Origin of the sequence: Dyadobacter flavalbus (genome assembly GCF_006149045.1) — a bacterium.
In the GTDB taxonomy this organism is placed as follows: Bacteria; Bacteroidota; Bacteroidia; order Cytophagales; family Spirosomataceae; genus Dyadobacter; species Dyadobacter flavalbus.
In genome coordinates this window covers 46,477-65,551 of sequence record NZ_VBSN01000071.1, presented here as the reverse complement: position 1 = coordinate 65,551, position 19,075 = coordinate 46,477, and the positions used below count along the sequence as shown (strand labels likewise).

Genomic DNA, 19,075 nt, shown 5'->3' with positions numbered 1-19,075 from the left:
GTCAAATAGCTGTACAGCGTACAAACCTAAAAGTATTTGTCCGGCTTAGCAAAATGAACAGGCTGTGATTTTTGTTCCAATAAGTACGGTCAGGCTTTTAGGATCAGAAAAATTCCGGTAACCGGCTCCAAGAATCCGCTTTTTCACTGGCCGGATGAAGCCGTACCTTGTAATTTATGATCATTAACATGATCCGAAAACCGGTTTAACAGGATTTTTAATTTCGGGTCAATAAACGTTCTGCAAAATGGCTTGTCGGGATCATTGTAATAGTAATCAAGGTATTTTTCACTGTTCAGTCTGAAGCTATGAAACCGGATTACTTTTGTAATGACCGGGTTTTCAAAATCATTCCGGAGTTGTTCAATAGCTCGTTTGGCAGAAATAGCCTGTTTATCCGCGAAAGTATAAACTGCAGACCGGTATTTGGAACGCATGGAATGTTCAGCGGTGCAGCTGTGCGTATGAAGGTGAATTTCAACAAGGGTTTCGAGTGTAATCAGGTCAGGGTTGTATTCCACGACAACTGCCTCTGAAAATTCGGCTGGATGGTCACCGGAACTGATCCAACCCTGATTTACGCTGATTACTCCTTTTAAAGACTGGAATATGGCTTCGGTGCACCAATGGCAGCTTCCTCCCAATCCGATTTTGTTTATGCCGGGCATGCGTTTCAATTTGCTTTATAAGAGCAACGTCAGCAAAAACGAAATGTTACACAAGGAAAATCTTTGCGTCGGAAGTTGTATACATTGATTGCTCTTTAAAGAAATTTACCTGAAAAGATCCGGTTTGTTCCGCTTGCTTTTTACCAGGGGCAATTTGCCGGTTCCGGAAAATATTCTTCACTGAAAAACTTTCCGGTGGGTCCATTCTCGTCTATAAGCGCATATTTTACAATTCGTTGCGCCGCTTCTTCCGCCGTGCTGGTGCCCTGCTGACCGGTAAAATCCGTTTTGGTCCAGCCCGGACAAACCGCGTTGACCTTGAAGGGCGTGTCACGAAGCTCATAAGCCAGACTGATCGTGTACATATTTAGTGCTGACTTGGAAGACTGGTATGCAGCATACCTTTTCGGATAATTACGGTTGTCTAGTTCTGCCGCCAGTGCAAGAGATGCCATGCTTGTGCTTACGTTCACAATGCGCGGGGCAGTTGACCCTTTCAGTAAATCCATAAATGCCTGTGTAACCCCAATAACGCCAAACAAATTGGTTTCGAAAACGGTCCTGAACTGTTCGGCCGGCGTTTCGAGCGCGGATTGCTGTAACCCTCCCGAAATGCCTGCATTGTTGACCAGCACATCCAGTGTCCCTGTTTTCAGACCAATCGTATTTCGAGCAGCGAATACAGATTCCGGATCAGCAACGTCCAGTTGTACTGTCCCGACGTTGTTAATACCTTCTCCTTTAAGCTTTTCAACTGCTGACCGGCCACTTTCCAGATTCCGGCTGCCCAGATAAACGTAAAATCCTTTTCGGGCAAGTTCCCTTGCTACTTCAAACCCGATACCCTTATTTGCACCTGTTACCAACGCTGATTTCATCTTTTCAATGTTTTTAAATGATGCATCAAAAGTAGCAGCTGCAAAAAAAGCCGGAATGGACGAATCATTTTACTTGCTGGACAAATCGCGAGAATCCTCTAGAAAGGTGCTCACGCTCTTGCCTGTACTTCTTTTGAACAGTCTTGAAAAATAATCAGGATCATTGAAACCCAGATCGTACGCCAGTTCTTTTACGGAAATTGAAGTGTAATGCAGCTTCCGCTGCGCCTCCTGCATAAGCCGGTTTGTAATCCATTCCTTTGGTGAATAGCCCGAACACGCTTTTACGACACTGTAAAGGTTGCTCGTAGTCATGGCAAGCTTTTCGGCAATGCTGTTCACATCCTGCTGCTCGGTCAGGTGCGATTCGACGGCTAGTTTAAACGCAACATATTTGGATAATTTGGGACTTGGAAAAATCTCCGGATTTCCGTGCTGAAAGTAGGCGCTGTTAAGCTCGGTCAGCAGCGTATGCAAATGGGCCAGAATAATGTCCGCATGCTTTTGTTTCCCCGGCGAATGCAGCAATCTGAACAACATAGAAAAAACAGCTTTGACCCGGCTTCTGGATTCCGGGTCAAATGTGATTGTATTGGAACCAAACGGATTGACCAGGAACGAATAGGAATGCGGAAGCAGCGCCAGCGTATTTTCGTCAAAAGAAACGGTATAATGCTGATCGTCCGGATTAAAATAGGTATTTGTAAAGATTTGATTGGGCAAGCCAAAAACCAGTTGCCCGTTGGTAACAGTAATGTCCTTTAAATCAACTTTACTGGTTACAGAACCCTGATCCACATACATCAGGTAATAAAAAGAAAGTTTATGCGGGTTAAACAGCTTTACAAGAACATCTTCCGGTAAGGCAACCGCACAATTTTCATTCACCGCAATCGACAGTTTGTCATGGTGTTTAATTTTCTCCAGTAAGCCGTAAGTATCCTGCATATCTTAATATTTGCTGAATCAAATGTAAAAAGGACCCGTTAAATTCCCGAAATTGAAAAACAGCATCAAAATTTCAGGAGGAGCCTTCTGGGAAAAGCGATGGACAAAGGAGGCCCCGCCGGGGCCAATTCCTGCAAAACGCTTTATTCTTGCTACAAACAGGGAGCCGCGCTGCGGCTGGTTCAAAACATGCGTAATGCAATCGCTCCGGAGGAGCAACCTGTTTGTAGAAAGTTCAAAACCATGTTTTTTTTGGCTCCGGAGGAGCCTTCATGGGAAAAGCGATTGACAAAGGAGGCCCCGCCGGGGCCATTTCTTATAAAAACGCGTAATCCTTGCTATAAACAGGAAGCCGCTCTGCGGCTGGTTCAAAACATGCGTAATGCAATCGCTCCGGAGGAGCAATCTGTTTGTAGAATGTTCAAAGCCATGTAATTTGCTGGCTCCGGAGGAGCCTTCATGGGAAAAGCGATTGACAAAGGAGGCCCCGCCGGGGCCAATCCCTCCTAAAACGCTTCATACTTCTATAAACAGGAAGCCGCTCTGCGGCTGGTTCAAAACATGCGTAATGCAATCGCTCCGGAGGAGCAATCTGTTTGTAGAAAGTTCAAAGCCATGTAATGTGCTGGCTCCGGAGGAGCCTTCATGGGAAAAGCGATGGACAAAGAAGGCCCCGCCGGGGCCAATCCATGCAAAACGCTTTATCCTTGCTACAAACAGGAAGCCGCTCTGCGGCTGATTAAAAACATGCGTAATGCAATGGCTCCGAAGGAGCAACCTGTTTGTAGAATGTTCAAAGCCATGTAATTTGCTGGCTCCGGAGGAGCCTTCATGGGAAAAGCGATGGACAAAGAAGGCCCCGCCGGGGCCAATCCATGCAAAAACGCTTCATACTTCTATAAACAGGAAGCCGCTCTGCGGCTGGTTGAAATTTATATTAATCCAAAAATAAAATCATGACTATCATAAAATTTTTGCTGCGACTCCTCAGCATTCCAACAGCAAGATAATTTATGGCAATATTGCTTGACAATAACAAAAAACACTCCTACCTTTGCTAACGCCGTTAGGTAAAACTGGATCAAAGATGGGCATTCTGGAAAGAAGAATCAGGCAGAAAGAGAATATGCGGACCACCATTCTGGCTGTTGCTTTGCAACAGGTCAAGGATGAAGGCTGGCAGTCGCTGTCCATCCGGAAAATAGCGGATGCCATTGAATACAGCGTTCCCGTTATTTACGATCACTTTGAGAATAAAGAGGCCATTCTGTTTGAACTTTCTCTGGATGGTTTCAGGTTACTGGAACGGTCGCTGGAAAAGAACAAGAAAAAATATCCCGATCCGACCGAACGATTGAAAGCCCATGCTGAAACGTATTGGAACTTTGCCTTTAAAAATCCCGAGTACTATCAGCTGATGTACGGCCTGGGCATGCCTTGCTGCGGTGCCGGAAAAATGAAGCCGGAATTCAACAGTTTTCGTAAGTACATCGGGGAAGCCATTGAAGGAATTGTAAAAAACAAGAAATCTGACGACAGTGAAACCTGCTTTAAAATCTATGCATTCTGGTCTGTGTTGCACGGGCTGATTTCCATTGTAATGATGCGCTGTTCCGACATTGATGACTCCACTATGAATAAAAAAGTAATGGATGACACCGTAGAAGCATTCATTAAAAATTTATAATTTTTTTACATATAAGCTAACGGTGTTAGCATTAATAACTCCGCTACCCCTTCTTAATTAAGTATTTATCACCATAATTGACCTTCAGTATCCATGAAAAGGATCCATTTAAAATCAAAACAAAGGCTTATTGCACTACTTTTACTTGTAACCGTTTCCGCAGTTATTTATAGTTGCGGCGCTTCCAATGCCGATGCGCCTGCCTCCGCGCCGCCCGCGCAATCTTTGCCCGTCCTGACCGTAAGCGACCATCAGGTCACAGCACACAGAGAATTTACAGCCTCCATCGAGGGCAGCCGTGACATCGAGATCAGGCCGCAGGTCGACGGTTATCTGGACAGGATTTCGGTAGATGAAGGTGCCTACGTGCACAAAGGACAGGTTTTGTTCCATATTGATCCCCGTCCGTACGCCGAGCAGCTGAATAATGCCACTGCAATCCTGCAATCAGCAAAAGCGGCACTGGAAAGTGCTGCCATCAATGTCGATAAACTTACTCCACTGGTGACCAACAATGTCGTTTCGGATGTACAGCTGAAATCGGCGAAAGCTGCTCAGGATGCGGCAAAAGCAAATGTAGCACAGGCGCAGGCTGCTGTAGATGCCGCCAAAATCAACCTCGGCTATACTTCCATCAAAGCGCCGGCAGATGGTTATATCGGAACCATTCCCTTTAAAACAGGCAGTCTGGTTGGGAAAGGCACCATGCAGCCGCTTACGGTCCTTTCTGAAACCAAAGAAATCCACGTCTATTTTTCCATGAGCGAGCTGGATTTTCTTCAATTCAAAAACCAGTTTCCGGGCAACACGGTTGAACAGAAAATCAGACAAATTCCTCCGGTGGAGCTTCTGCTGGCCGATAACAGTGTGTATCCGCAGAAAGGCAAAGTGGAAATCGTGGAAGGCCAGTTTGACAAAACCATGGGCGCTATCAACTTCCGTGCCACTTTCCCGAATGTGAACGGACTCTTGCGTTCAGGCAATACCGGTAGGATCCGCATTCCTCGTGAACTGGTCAAATCGGTCCTGATTCCGCAGGAAGCTACCTTTGAATTGCAGGATAAAGTGTTCGTTTATACCGTTCTGGATAGCAACAAGGTAGAAGGCCGGCCGGTTACGGTTTCTGACAGAAGCGGCCGTTATTATCTGATCTCAAACGGATTAAAGCCCGGGGAAAAGATTGTTTACAACGGTCTTGACAGGCTCAGGGACGGAATGGCAATTGCGCCTCAGAACATGTCAATGGATAGTTTGTTGCACGCCAATCCGATCTGACCTGCTGATCATATAATATTTGCTGTCATCCTGAGCAATCCGGTTTTACAAACCGGAGCGAAACCGAAATGCTGAAAGCATCATTTCATGAAGCATCGTGCCCGGCAAGTAGCATCCTGCAACCGGCTACTGGCTCTGTACGCTCAGGATGACATGCATTTAGCCGCAGCCGTTCATTGGCTGTTAACACCACAAAACAACTTAATAACTACCCTCATCCCGGGGGTAAAACAAGACCTCTATGTTCCAGAAATTTATTGAAAGGCCCGTCCTTTCGACCGTTATCTCGATCCTGATATTACTGCTCGGGATCATTTCGCTCACCACTTTGCCCATTACCAAATTCCCCGACATTGCCCCTCCTACCGTTCAGGTGACGGCCGTATATCCGGGAGCGAACGCAGAAGTTGTGGCGCGCGCAGTGGCGACGCCGATTGAAGAAGCCGTAAACGGTGTGGAAAACATGACTTACATGACTTCCTCTTCCAATAATGACGGAACAATGGCTTTAAACGTCTATTTCAAACAGGGTACCGATCCGGACATTGCGGCTGTGAACGTTCAGAACCGTGTTTCCAAAGCGGTCAGCCAGATTCCGCAGGAAGTTGTGCAGGCGGGTATTTCCACTCAAAAACAGCAGAACAGCATCATCATGTTCGTGGCGTTGTCGAGTGAAGACAGCACTTATGATGAAACCTTTTTGCTGAACTATATCAAGATCAACCTCGTGCCGCAGTTGCAGCGTATACCCGGGGTCGGACAGGCGCAGCCTTTCGGGACGCGTGACTACTCCATGCGCATCTGGCTGAAACCGGATCGCCTCGCCGCATACGGTTTGTCGCCTCAGGAAGTAACGGGTGCAATCCGTGAGCAGAGCCTCGAAACCGCACCGGGCCGTCTGGGCGAGAACAGCAAGGAAGTTTTTGAATATGTACTGAAATACAAAGGAAAACTGACGCAGAACAAGGAGTATGAAGATATCATTATCAAAGCCAACAGCGACGGTTCCGTCATCCGTCTGAAAGATCTGGCGCGGGTTGAATTCGGTTCCTATACCTATTCTTCCAACGGCAAGCTGAACGGGGACGCTTCATCCGGTGTTGCCGTTTTCCAGACCGCCGGAACTAATGCAAACGAAATCCTGATTCAGGCAGAAGCCTTGCTCGACGACTTTTCAAAATCGTTGCCCAAAGGTGTGAAAACGACCATTATGTATAACTCCAAAGATTTTCTGGATGATTCCATCGGTCAGGTTCGCAGCACGTTGCTGGAAGCTTTTGTGCTCGTGTTTATTGTTGTGTTCATCTTTTTGCAGGATTTCCGGTCTACGCTTATTCCGGCCATTGCCGTGCCTGTGGCCATCGTCGGTACGTTTTTCTTCATGCAGCTGTTTGGATTTACAATCAACTTCCTTACGCTTTTTGCTTTGGTACTTGCCATCGGAATTGTCGTCGATGATGCGATTGTCGTAGTCGAGGCTGTGCATTCCAAAATGGAGCTCACGCACTTGCCGGCGCGGCCTGCCACGATGGAATCCATGAATGAAATTTCCGGCGCGATTATTTCCATTACGCTGGTTATGGCCGCAGTATTTATTCCGGTTGGATTCATGCAGGGCCCCGCAGGGGTATTTTACCGGCAGTTTGCATTTACGCTCGCCATCGCTATTTTGATTTCGGCACTGAACGCCTTGACACTCAGCCCTGCACTTTGTGCATTGTTTCTAAAAAACCCGCATACGGACGAAAACGGTCACCATGGACGCAAAGGTTTTTCAGCCAGGTTCTTCGCAGCGTTCAACACCGGTTTCCAGGCAATGACCGACAAGTATGTCAAAAGTCTTCAGTTCCTGATCCGTCGTAAATGGGTTACTGTTTTCGGTTTGCTGATTATTACGGGTACTACAGTCTGGCTGACATTGAAAACACCAACCGGTTTTATCCCGACAGAAGATCAGGGCTTTCTGCTGTATGCGCTCAACACGCCTCCGGGCAGCTCGCTGGACCGTACGCACAAGGCCATGGCACAAGTCGACAGCATTGTAAAAAATTCGCCGATTGCCGAGCAGCGCTATGTTGTGGAAGGAATGAACATCATTTCCAATTCCAATGCATCGCCTTATGGTGTCGGTTTTATCCGGATGAAGCCCAAGGCCGAACGCGGGGATGTTCAGGATTTTGATCAGATCGTGGGGATGATGTCTCAGAAAGTTCGGGCAGTCAACGACGCCAACGCATTCTTTTTTACCTTTCCGACCGTGGACGGATTCGGTAACGTCAGCGGATTTGAATTCATGCTTCAGGACCGCGGAAACGGATCGCTGGAAAAGCTGAGCGCGACAACCAACCAGTTTCTGGGTGCCCTGATGAAGAAAAAGGAAATAGCCTATGCGTTCACAACCTTTGCAACGGGCAATCCGCAATACATGCTGGAAGTTGACAATGCCAAGGCAAAACAGCTCAACGTACCCGTCAACGAACTGCTTCAGACTCTTCAGATTTATTACGGCAGCAGCTTTGTTTCGGATTTCAACCGTTTTGGTAAATATTACCGGGTAATGGCGCAGGCCGATGCTTCCTACCGTGCAGATCCGTCGTCGCTGAACAATATTTATGTCAAAAATACGCAGGGTGAAATGGTGCCTGCCAATTCGCTTGTAACGCTCAAAAGGGTATTCGGCCCCGAAACCGTTACGAGAAACAACCTTTATAATGCCGTCGTGATCAACGGAACGCCGAAACCGGGTTACAGCACGGGCGACGCGATCCGGGCCGTGAAGGAAACTGCCGCCGAGGTACTTCCCAATAATTACCGCACCGAATGGACCGGCATGACACGCGAGGAAATCAACGCCGGTTCGCAGATTCTCTTGATTTTTGTACTCAGCCTGGTGTTCGTGTATTTCCTTCTGGCGGCGCAGTATGAAAGCTACATTCTGCCTTTTGCCGTCATCCTGACCATTCCGCTGGGTGTTTTCGGTGTAATGCTGTTTATCAATCTTGCGGGAATTGAAAACAATATTTATGTACAGGTCGGACTGATCATGCTCATCGGATTGCTGGCCAAAAATGCAATCCTGATCATTGAATACGCCGTGCAGCGCCGTCATGCAGGAATGTCCATCGTGGCATCTGCGCTGGAAGCATCGCGGCTGCGTCTCCGGCCGATCCTGATGACTTCATTCGCCTTCATCGTGGGTCTGATTCCATTGATGCGTGCCACCGGCGGCTCCGCTCTGGGTAACCGCTCGATCGGTACGGGTGCAGTCGGCGGGATGCTGACGGGTGTGATCTTCGGCATATTCGTGATTCCGGTACTGTATGCTATTTTCCAGTATTTACAGGAAAAAGTAGCCGGCAAGCCGAAGGAACTGGTGAAAGAAGAGCTTGTTAATTAAAACCTCCACTCATCAAGGCGACGATTTAAAATAGTTAGAAACATATTCATGAAAAACAAAACAGATATTCCGTATTTGCTGGGTTTTGTGCTGCTGATAATGGTTATTTCCTCCTGCAAAGTAACCAGGGATTACAAGCAACCGGAGCTCAGCCTCCCAACGCAGTACCGCAACGCCACATTTGCCGACACTGCGACGCTGGCCGATATCGAGTGGAAAAACTTCTTTCCGGATACCACTTTACAAAGGCTTATTGAACGCGGGATTACGTACAATTACGACCTGCAGCTGGCTTTGAAACGCATTGATATTGCGCAGCAACAAGTGAAACAGGCGAAATTCCTGCAATTTCCACGGCTCGACTTACAGGTAACCGGACAATACAACCGCCCGTCGAGCAACAGCCTGAACGGGATCAGCGCAAGCAATTTTCTGGGTTCCAAACACATTGAAAACTACATTGCAGGCGTAACCCTGAGCTGGGAAGCCGACATCTGGGGCAAAATCCGCAGCCAGAAGCAGGCTACGCTGGGTCAGTACCTGCAAACCTACGAAGCAAGCAAAGCACTGAAAACTAGACTCGTAGCGGATATAGCAAAAGGTTTTTTCAATTTACTGATGCTTGACAAGCAACTGCAGATTGCCAGAAGCAACCTTGAACTGAGCGACAATACGCTGAAAATCACCCGGCTGCTGAAAGATGCCGGCGAAGTCACTTCCCTTTCTATCCAGCAATCCGAAGCACAGCGGGAATCCATTGCCTTGCTCATTCCTCAACTGGAACAGGATATGATCATTCAGGAAAATGCACTGCAGATACTGACCGGCCAGATGCCCGAGAGCATTGCAAGAACAGTCAGCCTGTCGGATTTTGAATCGGGCGACAGCCTGGCTACGGGCGTACCCGCTGCGCTGGTAAGCCGCCGTCCGGATGTCCGCGAAGCTGAAACGGCTGTCCTGATCGCCAATGCGCAACTGGGCGTTGCCCAGGCAAGCATGTACCCTTCGCTGATTATTTCGGCAAGCGGCGGTGTAGAATCATTCCGGTCGAGTAACTGGTTCAATATTCCGGGTTCTTTGTTCGGGATTGCAGCGGGTACAATCGCCAGGCCGGTTTTTGCAAGAAGACAACTGAAAACCAACCTGGAAGTTGCCAAAATTCAGCGGGAACAATCGGTACTTGAATTTCGCCAGTCCGTTCTGAATGCAATCGGAGAAGTTTCCAATACTTTGGTACAAACCCAGAAGCTGAAAGAACAGGAAACGATTGCGAATAATCAGGTAGCGATTCTGCAGCAGGCCATTTCCAACGCACAGCTGCTTTATCAAAGCGATATGGCCAATTATCTGGAAGTGATCACCGCACAGGGAAATGCTTTGCAGGCCGAACTGAACCTTGCTTTTATCCGCAGCCAGTCACTGGTAGCAAGAGTGGATTTATACCGAAGCCTGGGCGGTGGCTGGAAGTAGGAAAACGCAAGTCCGCTTTGGATAATTTTGGCTTAAAAGATTTAAGCAGAGTCTTTTAAAATTACCGAACGCTTCAAAAGAGGAAGCCCGGAGATGAACGTTCCGGGCTTCCTCTTTTATTTTCCAAAACCATTGTTTTTAGACAAAACGGGTAAATTATTTTAAATCCATTTTCTTCTTCATTTATAAAAGAAGCCTTCAAACCGCTTTGAACAAATCCGCATTCCTGATTTGGAGATCACCAGAATGACGGCCTTTCGGTGGTTCCGCCGTTTGTCCTGCAATCGGTACATTCGGAAGAGGCTACCAGCACCGAATCAGCACGGGGGCCCCAGTAAGTAAGCAGCAATTTGGTTGTGTTCAATGCACACTCTTCGTCACGTCCGCCGCATGCAATTGGAAGGGTGTCGGGTTCGGTACATCTTGGAAATATGCCCAGATGCGGTGTAATTGTTAACCGTCGGGTTTCTTCCGTTGCGGCGCTGAAATAGCCAAAAACGGGCTCTTTGGAATCTGCAATATTTTTTATATTTCCCGTAACCTGCGAAGGCTGCGGATCAAAAAGACTTCCGGTTCCCTGCGTCGTTTTGGCAAGGTCAGTCCAGTATTCAAATGCCTTTTGCGACAAACCATATTGCCTGACCAGCAAGCTGTATTTGATGTAAAGTTTGTTGGTCGAGACCGGCACCGTGTTCAGCGGAAGGTTTTTAATGATATCGTCGCTTAACCTGACCGTACTGCCCAGCAAAATACTGCCCGACTTTTTATGGCTCCAGCATGAATTGATGTTATCTTTCCGAAGCACTACTGCATTGTTCACTACTTCCAGCGCGGAATAATACGTTGCTTCATATTCCCAGGTTTCCTCAAATTTCCAGCGGTAAAACTGCGTATGGTTCTGCGCATCATGCGTATTGACATAAAACATCATGGCGTTCTGAAAGGCGTCCAGCTTGTAAGTAACGCTGTCGATGGCAGGCGTCCGGCTTACGGTGACGTATTCGGAAAGGTATTCCTGTCCGTTTCGGGTTTTAATGCGGATCCGGTATTGCAGGGCCGTGTTATATTTTCTGGGCGGCAGCACATAAACCCCGTTTCCGGATTCGGTGAAAAGATACATCTCGCCCTCTTCCTGTTCAACGACAACCGTGGCACCGGTTTCAGTCACCGGCTGCGTATTCTGGTTTATATTCTGCGTTCTCCGCAGTTCGATCCGGCTGGTATCCGTTCCGCTGACATTGAAAAATCCGTCAACGACCAGATGACTTTCATCTGAATTCACTTCCGGCGGAGAAAAAGGTTCTATACAGCCGTCCATGAAAAGCAGCAGCATGAACAATGCGGATGCAATGTAAAATTTCATTTTCAGAATGATTAAAAGTTTACCAAATCAAACCGCAGTTACCGGAACGTAAATTGAAATCATTGCCTCACTTCTTATTCTTTATACTTTTCAGAAAGGCGCGGACAGGTGTGCGCCAGACTTCCATTTTATGGAATCAAGGAAAGAAAAGGGCTTTTCTACTTATACAGCTGATTTATTGATCATTCCGCCTGTCCTGCTGAATTTCCATATGCATTTTGTTCAGCTTGAAAGCCATTCTGGGAAAACTTCGTAAGACGGCAAGCTGGTAGAAAACCATGCAGGCTTCCTTTACATAGCACGTACCTGAAACATAATGTTCTGCTTGTGCGGATGCGGAAATTCAGTAACCATTTTACTATGAACAGAAACATTTTCCTGCTTTGCCTGCTTCTTGGCGCTTTCATTTCAAAGCTGGCCTGCGCACAGACGAGTACCGACGAGTTCCGTCCGGCAGCGTCCAACCTGTCCGGCGTGGAGTATCCGAAAATCTCCGGCGATAACCGTGTAATGGTCCGTCTGAAAGCTCCGGATGCTGTAAAAGTGCAGGTGCAGGGCGGCGACGGACTGCAGAAAGATCCGCTGGATCTGGTGAAAGATTCAGAAGGAAACTGGAACGGCATTATTCCGTCCGCCGGGCCGGGTTTTCATTATTACTGGTTTGTCGTGGATGGCGTGCGCGTGAACGATCCGGGCAGCGATGCCTATCTTGGCTACGGACGACCTACAGGCGGTATAGAAATTCCGGCTGCAAATGAAGATTTTTATCTGCTTAAAAACGTGCCGCACGGCGTCGTGCGCGAGCAATGGTATTATTCGGAAATTACGGGCAAATGGCGCCGGGCTTTTGTATATACTCCGCCGGGCTACGATGCTTCACCAAATAAAAAATACCCGGTTCTATATCTGCTGCACGGTGCCGGCGAAAATGAACGCGGCTGGTCCATGCAGGGACATATGAACGCTATTCTGGATAATCTGATTGCCGGTAAAAAAGCTACGCCCATGCTTGTTGTGATGGATAACGGATATGCAGTTCCCAAAGGCGAAACGGCTCCGACCACAAACACCCGGGCGGAAATGGCGCGCAGGGCGGCTACACTGGAAGAGGTTTATCTTAAAGAAATTATCCCGACGATGGAAAAAACCTATCGCGTGCTGCCGGGCCGCGAAAACCGGGCGATGGCCGGACTTTCCATGGGCGGACTGCAGACGATGCTGATCGGCGTCAAGCACGCTGACCTTTTTTCACATTACGGTTTTTTCAGCGGGGCCATTTTTGACGAAATCCTTGCCGACCCGAAAACAGCATTGAACGGTGCCTTTTCGGATGCAAATGCATTCAACAAACGGGTAAAAGTTTTATGGTTTGGTGCCGGAAGCGAAGAAAAACCATTTACCAAAATGGCAACAGACACCCGCAAAAAGCTGGAAGGGCTTGGCATAAAGTCCAGTTACTATGAGTCGCCGGGCACCTTTCACGAATGGCATACATGGCGCCGGTGCCTGCACGAATTTGCGCCGCTCCTGTTTAAAAACTAATATGCTTATAATGATAAATGCCTTGCCTTTCTTTTGGTACGGACCACAGGCGAGTCAAGATCAGTACTGTAACGCCATGAAAAATGATGGGTCCCCGGCTGTTTGTACGCGTATTTGATCAAATCGCTTTGCCTGAGCACACGCATTGCCTTGTTGTCGTAAAGCCGGTACAACTTTCCGCTGCGGTCCCGAAATCCCCAGAGGCCGCTTTTCAGGATTTTTCTTTTTTGTCCATTTTTATAAACCACTTTCAGATTTTTCCCGTACGGTGAAGCAATCTTTTTTATGGTACCGACAGAATCTTCCCAAACCGCATGCTTGCTGTCGTACATCAAGGCAGGAAATTGCCCGAAACAACGTCCCGACAACAACCCCAATAAAACAATCAACAACCCGCCTTTCATAACCCCTTTTATTTACAACCCATGACAAATAACCCAAAACGGACAATAAATGACCACACATGACCCAAATTCCCATTTCCCTAAATGTACAAAAAACCCTTCATCTACAACAACTGCCTGGCCACACGGAAAGTATTGGCATGCGCTTCCATAATGGTCCTGAGCTGGGCCGAGTAACCGCCGCCCATGCTGCATTGAAGCGGAATATGATGCTTACGGGCCGTTTGCAGCACAATTTCGTCGCGTTGCCGGCAACCCTGAATCGTGCAGGCCATGCGGCCGATCTTGTCGGTATGAAGAATGTCCACGCCGGCCTGATAAAAGATAAAATCCGGACGGACCTGCTGTATAAGTTTCGGCAGAGTTTCTTTCAGAATGCCCAGATAAGTATGATCATCCGTTTTGTCTTCGAGCGGAATATCCAGGTCACTTTGTTCTTTCCGGAAAGGATAATTGTTCTTGCCGTGCATGGAAAAGGTAAATACCCGCGGCTCACCGGTAAAAATTTCCGCCGTTCCGTTGCCCTGGTGCACATCCAGATCAATGATAAGCACCTGCTTGGCCTTGTGATGATCCAGCAGATATTGTGCCGCTACTGCCTGATCGTTGATCATGCAGAACCCTTCGCCCTGATTGCGGCCGGCATGGTGCGTACCGCCGGCTATATTGAAGGCCATGCCGGTTTTCAGCGCTTTCAATGCACCTTGCACGGTACCGTTCGTGATCATTAATTCACGTTTGGCCAGCAACGGCGACTGCTCAAAACCGATGCGGCGCATTTCCTTCGCACTGAGGCTGCCATTTATCAGACGGTTTGTATAATCATAGCCGTGCACCGCATAAACTGCCTCTGCAGCCACCGGTTCCGGACTGAAAAAATCCGGTTCTTCCGCTGTACCTTCCCGCAGTAACTGCTGAGGCAGCAGCTCGTATTTGTCCATCGGAAAACGGTGGCCTTCCGGAACGGGGTATTTATAGATGGGATGAAAAGCAATCGGGAACATACCTTGTTTTACCGCCGTTTCCGGCAGGTTCCGTTCTTTAAAAGTATGTTTTAACCAAAGGTTTCATTTTATGAATACTGTCCGTATTGATCCTGCAGTACTTTCCTATTGAATCAAAAATAATGGCAGGGTTGCCGATGTCAAAAATCCGGTACATTTCAGCTCTCCTGTTTTCTTCCACGTTCCATGAAGCGGCATAGGAATTAATGACAGTACCCTTCATCGCTTCATTCAGTTCAGACCATTGATAAGTTTGATAAGTCATGTTAATTGTTAATTCTTTATATCTCAAGTTAAGAAAAAGCATTTACCGTTTTACCGAAAATAACATCCGACCTCATATCATAACATTCAGATAATATTCCCTGTTTTGTTCCGGCAGCTGATGATGCCTGAAAATATCATTGCTGTTCCTTGTCATGACAATTCAAAAAAGGAATGATAAGTAAACGGGTCACTGCCCTCAACATTGCAGACCGGTTGTCGATATTTGATTAAAAAAACGTTTTTTGCACGGATTGCTGCCAAATGCCAACTTGCATGTAACTCCTTTCATCCTGCCGTTAACAACATTACATTTCCGGCATTTGCCACCGTTACACACCATATAGTTGTACAATTACAACAAATTATTAAACACTGCAAGCTGACAATAAAGTTTGGATTAAAACAAATTTAATTTTTGCTTAACACTGCGCACCATCTATACATTGGGGTTTCGTCTACCTTTACAGAATATTCGGGCACTAAATGGATATAACCCGAAATTGCCGTTTTATACCATTCCGTAAACGATAAATTTTTAATCCTAGTCGAACTTATCTAAAAATAGCGGGTTTTACCTGCTATTTTTTTAATGCACGATTAGGCAGTTTTACGCATGCATTTACCGGAATGATGCAACCGGTTTTCGGTATTTGTCAATGCCCTTTTCTGTATTGTCTCAACGGATTACAAGGCGGTCATTCTGTATCAAATCGGAAAATTTATTGAACAATAACCGGCGTTCTTCATTAACATCATGTTAAGATTGTTGTGAATAGCACGGATTTTGATAGCCGTATCAGAAACTTTGTTAAAATTAGTGCAGCACAAGCTTTTGCCAGATAATGAATCCGCGTCTGAAACGAATACATGAAAGAAAACTGATCAAGCTTTCCATTGCAACCGGCTCGTTTTTAACCATATGGGCTATTGTGGTCGGGATTTTGGGTGATTCCAAATCCATTATTTTTGATGCTCTTTTTTCAATGGTCGGCATCAGCCTTTCCGGTGTTTCATTGCTCGTCAATAACTTTATCCGTAAGCCGGACGATGACAATCTTCCTTTCGGACGTTCCCAGTTTGAGCCGTTCGTGATCACGGTCCAGTCTTCCGTAATCATTTTTTTATGTCTTTATTCGCTCGCCACTTCGGTCATCGATATCATGAACGGCGGCAAGGCAGTCGAGCTGGGCATTGCACTTCCTTATCTGATTTTCTCCATTATCGGCTGCTTTGTTTTATGGCTTTATTTCCGTAAAAAAGCCTTGCAGCTTAATTCGGAATATGTCCGGATTGAATCAACGGAATGGCAGCTGGATGCGCTTCTGAGTTTTGGCGTACTGCTTGTTTTATCTTTGGGTTACTTTCTGAAAAATACTTCCCATGCTTATCTGATTCCTTATCTGGATCCGTCCATGGTCCTGTTTATTTCCGTTTTATTTCTCCGGATTCCGGCCAGGACTTTTATAAAGAATATAAAGGAACTTCTGCAGTTTGCGCCGGATGATGAAGTGGAAGAGAAAATACATGAACAGGCCGCTTTTATTTCAAAAAAATATCACTTCAAGGATGAGTACGTGCGGGTAGCTAAAACCGGCAGCAGTTATAATATTGAAATTGATTTTTTACTGCCCAAGGAACTGGCAGAGACACAGGTAAAAGAACTGGATATGATCCGGCAGGAATTATATGACCTTATAAAAGGCGATTACAAAATGTGGCTGACGATTTCCTTTACAACCGAGCTGAAATGGATGATCTGATGCATGCATTCAACGCTTTATATATTTTGGAACAACCCGGTGAACAACCTGAACATGAATCAAAAAATGAGTTCTCAATTATCCCGAAAAGACTTTGGAAACGATTTCCGCTGGGGAACAGCAACGGCATCCTTTCAGATTGAAGGCGCCGTAAAAGAGGACGGTCGGGGACTTTCCATCTGGGATACTTTTTCCAGAATACCGGGTAAAATAAAGAATAACGACAATGCGGACGTTGCCTGCAATTTTTATCATTTGTATGAAAATGACCTTGCGCTTGCTGCACAATTAGGCTTTAAGGAATTCCGGTTTTCCATTTCATGGTCACGTATATTACCGGCCGGAACCGGCAACATAAACCGCAAAGGAATTGATTTTTACAACCGGCTTATCGATCAATGTCTGCAGCTGAAAATTACGCCATGGATTACTTTATACCACTGGGATCTGCCGCAGGCTCTGGAAGACAGAGGCGGCTGGAAAAACCGTGAAATTGTAAACTGGTTTCAGGAATACACCGAACTTTGCACAGCCGAATTCGGCGATCGCGTCCGTAACTGGATCATCCTGAACGAACCCATGGCTGTGGCCGGACTGGGTTACACCACGGGCTTGCACGCGCCGGGCAAAAAAGGCCTTTTCAATTTTCTGCCAGTTGTACATCACCTTTCTTTATGCCAGGCGGAAGGCGGGCGGACTGTACGCCGGAATGTGCCGGGTGCCTACATCGGAACGGCTGTCTCCTGCTCGTTTGTAAAGCCTTATACGGGATCACTGAGGGATAAGATGGCTGCCAAAAGAGCGGATGCGTTGCTGAACCGGCTTTTTATTGAACCCGCGCTTGGCCTCGGCTACCCCGCCGATGCTTTTTCCTATCTGAACAACATTGAAAAATACATGCAGCCGGACGATCGTGAGAAATTGCAGTTTGATTTTGACTTTATCGGCATTCAGAATTATTTCAGTGTAGTAGTAAAACACTCATGGCTCAAACCTGTTCTATGGCTGGCGGAAGTTCCGGCATCCAGACGGAATGCGCCGGCAACAGCCATGGGCTGGGAAATTGACCCGGAAGGAATGTATCAAATCCTGCAGCAGTTTTCAAAATACAAAGGAATAAAGGATATCATTGTTTCGGAAAACGGCGCGGCTTTCAAAGATGTGCTTTCCAACGGGCAAATTGAAGATTCGGAAAGAACAGCCTTTTTTCAGCAATATCTTTATAACATTCTCAGAGCCAAACAGGACGGCGTAAATGTAAAAGGTTATCTGGCATGGTCGCTGACAGACAATTTTGAATGGGCGGAAGGTTATGCAGCCAGGTTCGGACTTGTCCATATCGATTTTGACACACAGGAACGGACAGTCAAAAATTCGGGAAAGTGGTTTGCTGACTTCCTGAATGCGGAAAAATAACCGGTCAGGGCAAATTCAAACACTCCAATTTATTCTAAGTAATAGCAATATCCTTGTAGAAATCATTAACAAATTGGTAATCTCTCCGTAATACCCGGTTCATATGAAAGGAGCATATTTGTATTATGAGAGATACAACACACTTCCGGACCATCATTATATCGGACCTGCATCTGGGCGCGAGCGGCTCCAAAGCAGAAGAAGTAACCAGTTTCCTGAAAAACTATTCGTGCAAAAAGCTGATCCTGAACGGGGATATCATTGATGCCTGGCAATTGAAAAAGTATGGTGTCTGGAAACGGAAACATACGATGTTTTTCAGAAGAGTGTTAAAAATGATTGAGGAAAACAACACCAAAGTCATCTATATACGCGGCAATCACGACGATTTTCTCGATCAGATCATTCCTTTCCGGCTGGGCAAGCATTTTCAGTTCAGAAAGGATTACATCCTCAATTCAGGTTCGAAGAGCTTCTACATAACCCACGGCGATGTTTTTGATTCCATCACAACCCGTATGAAATGGCTTGCGTACCTCGGCGACATGGGTTATACTTTTCTGCTCTGGATCAACAAATTTTATAATAAATACCGCGAATGGAAAGGATTGCCTTACTATTCACTTTCGCAGCGGATCAAGCAGTCGGTGAAAATGGCGGTAAACTATATGTCCGATTTTGAGGAAAAACTGACGGAACTTGCAAAGGCCAAGAGCTGCGACGGCGTCATTTGCGGGCACATCCATCATCCGGCAATCCGAGAAATTGATGGCATCCAGTACATGAATTCAGGCGATTGGGTGGAAACGCTGAGTGCTTTGGTGGAGGATTCCGAGGGCAACTGGAGCCTGCTGTATTACAACCAGCAACATGCCGGAAACAAATCGGAAAACAGCAAGCCGCTCAGGACTAAAGTCGTTGAGAACTTTCCAGGAACTGAAAAACAGGTTGCATTTACCGGCATTATCCCCAACAAAGACCATCGCATTTTATAAA

General features: G+C 46.7%; 16 protein-coding genes. 9 read left to right on the top strand and 7 right to left on the bottom strand.

Annotated elements, in window-relative coordinates; genetic code table 11:
• Positions 1–143 precede the first annotated feature (143 nt).
• The 3 genes from FEM33_RS23390 to FEM33_RS23380 form a co-directional block, all read right to left on the bottom strand.
• Positions 144–668, bottom strand: a complete 525-nt coding sequence (locus tag FEM33_RS23390; protein WP_139014400.1) for a peptide-methionine (S)-S-oxide reductase — start codon at positions 666–668, stop codon at positions 144–146.
• A gap of 140 nt (positions 669–808) precedes the next feature.
• Positions 809–1,546, bottom strand: a complete 738-nt coding sequence (locus tag FEM33_RS23385; protein ID WP_139014399.1) for an SDR family oxidoreductase — start codon at positions 1,544–1,546, stop codon at positions 809–811.
• A 69-nt stretch (positions 1,547–1,615) separates the two neighbouring features.
• Positions 1,616–2,494: a helix-turn-helix domain-containing protein gene (locus FEM33_RS23380; protein WP_139014398.1), complete on the bottom strand. Its 879-nt coding sequence runs from the start codon at positions 2,492–2,494 to the stop codon at positions 1,616–1,618.
• Positions 2,495–2,593: 99 nt separating this feature from the next.
• On the opposite strand from FEM33_RS23380, the gene FEM33_RS23375 reads away from it, so the two are divergent.
• From FEM33_RS23375 to FEM33_RS23355, 5 genes are all read left to right on the top strand, one after another.
• Positions 2,594–2,929, top strand: a complete 336-nt coding sequence (locus tag FEM33_RS23375) for a hypothetical protein (RefSeq protein ID WP_139014397.1) — start codon at positions 2,594–2,596, stop codon at positions 2,927–2,929.
• Positions 2,930–3,581: 652 nt separating this feature from the next.
• The gene (locus tag FEM33_RS23370) at positions 3,582–4,181 is read left to right on the top strand and encodes a TetR/AcrR family transcriptional regulator (protein ID WP_139014396.1); all 600 of its coding nucleotides are present in this window, start codon (positions 3,582–3,584) and stop codon (positions 4,179–4,181) included.
• A gap of 93 nt (positions 4,182–4,274) precedes the next feature.
• Positions 4,275–5,456 (top strand): efflux RND transporter periplasmic adaptor subunit, encoded by a 1,182-nt coding sequence (locus FEM33_RS23365; protein WP_139014395.1) that lies wholly within the window; start codon positions 4,275–4,277, stop codon positions 5,454–5,456.
• A gap of 241 nt (positions 5,457–5,697) precedes the next feature.
• The gene (locus tag FEM33_RS23360; protein ID WP_139014394.1) at positions 5,698–8,853 is read left to right on the top strand and encodes an efflux RND transporter permease subunit; all 3,156 of its coding nucleotides are present in this window, start codon (positions 5,698–5,700) and stop codon (positions 8,851–8,853) included.
• Between the two features lie 48 nt (positions 8,854–8,901).
• Positions 8,902–10,323, top strand: a complete 1,422-nt coding sequence (locus FEM33_RS23355; protein WP_139014393.1) for an efflux transporter outer membrane subunit — start codon at positions 8,902–8,904, stop codon at positions 10,321–10,323.
• A 238-nt stretch (positions 10,324–10,561) separates the two neighbouring features.
• On the opposite strand, the gene FEM33_RS23350 is transcribed toward FEM33_RS23355, so the two are convergent.
• Positions 10,562–11,686, bottom strand: a complete 1,125-nt coding sequence (locus tag FEM33_RS23350; RefSeq protein ID WP_139014392.1) for a DUF4249 domain-containing protein — start codon at positions 11,684–11,686, stop codon at positions 10,562–10,564.
• Between the two features lie 360 nt (positions 11,687–12,046).
• Here FEM33_RS23350 and FEM33_RS23345 point away from each other — a divergent pair, with 360 nt between their 5' ends.
• Positions 12,047–13,228 carry an alpha/beta hydrolase-fold protein gene (locus FEM33_RS23345; RefSeq protein ID WP_139014391.1) on the top strand — a complete coding sequence of 394 codons (1,182 nt, stop codon included), beginning with the start codon at positions 12,047–12,049 and terminating at the stop codon, positions 13,226–13,228.
• Positions 13,229–13,233: 5 nt separating this feature from the next.
• On the opposite strand, the gene FEM33_RS23340 is transcribed toward FEM33_RS23345, so the two are convergent.
• The 3 genes from FEM33_RS23340 to FEM33_RS23330 all read right to left on the bottom strand — a co-directional run bounded on the left by FEM33_RS23340 (position 13,234) and on the right by FEM33_RS23330 (position 14,901).
• Positions 13,234–13,632: a hypothetical protein gene (locus FEM33_RS23340; protein WP_139014390.1), complete on the bottom strand. Its 399-nt coding sequence runs from the start codon at positions 13,630–13,632 to the stop codon at positions 13,234–13,236.
• A 104-nt stretch (positions 13,633–13,736) separates the two neighbouring features.
• On the bottom strand, positions 13,737–14,636 hold the full coding sequence (locus FEM33_RS23335; RefSeq protein WP_139014389.1) for a histone deacetylase family protein: 900 nt from the start codon (positions 14,634–14,636) through the stop codon (positions 13,737–13,739).
• Positions 14,637–14,673: 37 nt separating this feature from the next.
• Positions 14,674–14,901: a hypothetical protein gene (locus tag FEM33_RS23330; RefSeq protein WP_139014388.1), complete on the bottom strand. Its 228-nt coding sequence runs from the start codon at positions 14,899–14,901 to the stop codon at positions 14,674–14,676.
• An 844-nt stretch (positions 14,902–15,745) separates the two neighbouring features.
• On the opposite strand from FEM33_RS23330, the gene FEM33_RS23325 reads away from it, so the two are divergent.
• The 3 genes from FEM33_RS23325 to FEM33_RS23315 all read left to right on the top strand — a co-directional run bounded on the left by FEM33_RS23325 (position 15,746) and on the right by FEM33_RS23315 (position 19,074).
• Positions 15,746–16,663 (top strand): cation diffusion facilitator family transporter, encoded by a 918-nt coding sequence (locus FEM33_RS23325; RefSeq protein WP_139014387.1) that lies wholly within the window; start codon positions 15,746–15,748, stop codon positions 16,661–16,663.
• A gap of 66 nt (positions 16,664–16,729) precedes the next feature.
• Positions 16,730–18,079: a GH1 family beta-glucosidase gene (locus tag FEM33_RS23320; protein WP_229214380.1), complete on the top strand. Its 1,350-nt coding sequence runs from the start codon at positions 16,730–16,732 to the stop codon at positions 18,077–18,079.
• 125 nt (positions 18,080–18,204) lie between these two features.
• On the top strand, positions 18,205–19,074 hold the full coding sequence (locus FEM33_RS23315; protein WP_139014385.1) for a UDP-2,3-diacylglucosamine diphosphatase: 870 nt from the start codon (positions 18,205–18,207) through the stop codon (positions 19,072–19,074).
• Position 19,075: the final 1 nt, after the last annotated feature.

Excerpts from the sequence above, each read along its gene's own strand:
- FEM33_RS23325 (WP_139014387.1), top strand. The coding sequence starts at position 15,746 with ATGAATCCGCGTCTGAAACGAATACATGAAAGAAAACTGATCAAGCTT.
- FEM33_RS23380 (WP_139014398.1), bottom strand. The coding sequence starts at position 2,494 with ATGCAGGATACTTACGGCTTACTGGAGAAAATTAAACACCATGACAAA.
- FEM33_RS23390 (WP_139014400.1), bottom strand. The coding sequence starts at position 668 with ATGCCCGGCATAAACAAAATCGGATTGGGAGGAAGCTGCCATTGGTGC.
- FEM33_RS23370 (WP_139014396.1), top strand. The coding sequence starts at position 3,582 with ATGGGCATTCTGGAAAGAAGAATCAGGCAGAAAGAGAATATGCGGACC.
- FEM33_RS23375 (WP_139014397.1), top strand. The coding sequence starts at position 2,594 with ATGGACAAAGGAGGCCCCGCCGGGGCCAATTCCTGCAAAACGCTTTAT.
- FEM33_RS23330 (WP_139014388.1), bottom strand. The coding sequence starts at position 14,901 with ATGACTTATCAAACTTATCAATGGTCTGAACTGAATGAAGCGATGAAG.
- FEM33_RS23385 (WP_139014399.1), bottom strand. The coding sequence starts at position 1,546 with ATGAAATCAGCGTTGGTAACAGGTGCAAATAAGGGTATCGGGTTTGAA.
- FEM33_RS23355 (WP_139014393.1), top strand. The coding sequence starts at position 8,902 with ATGAAAAACAAAACAGATATTCCGTATTTGCTGGGTTTTGTGCTGCTG.
- FEM33_RS23345 (WP_139014391.1), top strand. The coding sequence starts at position 12,047 with ATGAACAGAAACATTTTCCTGCTTTGCCTGCTTCTTGGCGCTTTCATT.
- FEM33_RS23315 (WP_139014385.1), top strand. The coding sequence starts at position 18,205 with ATGAGAGATACAACACACTTCCGGACCATCATTATATCGGACCTGCAT.
- FEM33_RS23365 (WP_139014395.1), top strand. The coding sequence starts at position 4,275 with ATGAAAAGGATCCATTTAAAATCAAAACAAAGGCTTATTGCACTACTT.
- FEM33_RS23350 (WP_139014392.1), bottom strand. The coding sequence starts at position 11,686 with ATGAAATTTTACATTGCATCCGCATTGTTCATGCTGCTGCTTTTCATG.
- FEM33_RS23340 (WP_139014390.1), bottom strand. The coding sequence starts at position 13,632 with ATGAAAGGCGGGTTGTTGATTGTTTTATTGGGGTTGTTGTCGGGACGT.
- FEM33_RS23335 (WP_139014389.1), bottom strand. The coding sequence starts at position 14,636 with ATGTTCCCGATTGCTTTTCATCCCATCTATAAATACCCCGTTCCGGAA.
- FEM33_RS23360 (WP_139014394.1), top strand. The coding sequence starts at position 5,698 with ATGTTCCAGAAATTTATTGAAAGGCCCGTCCTTTCGACCGTTATCTCG.
- FEM33_RS23320 (WP_229214380.1), top strand. The coding sequence starts at position 16,730 with ATGAGTTCTCAATTATCCCGAAAAGACTTTGGAAACGATTTCCGCTGG.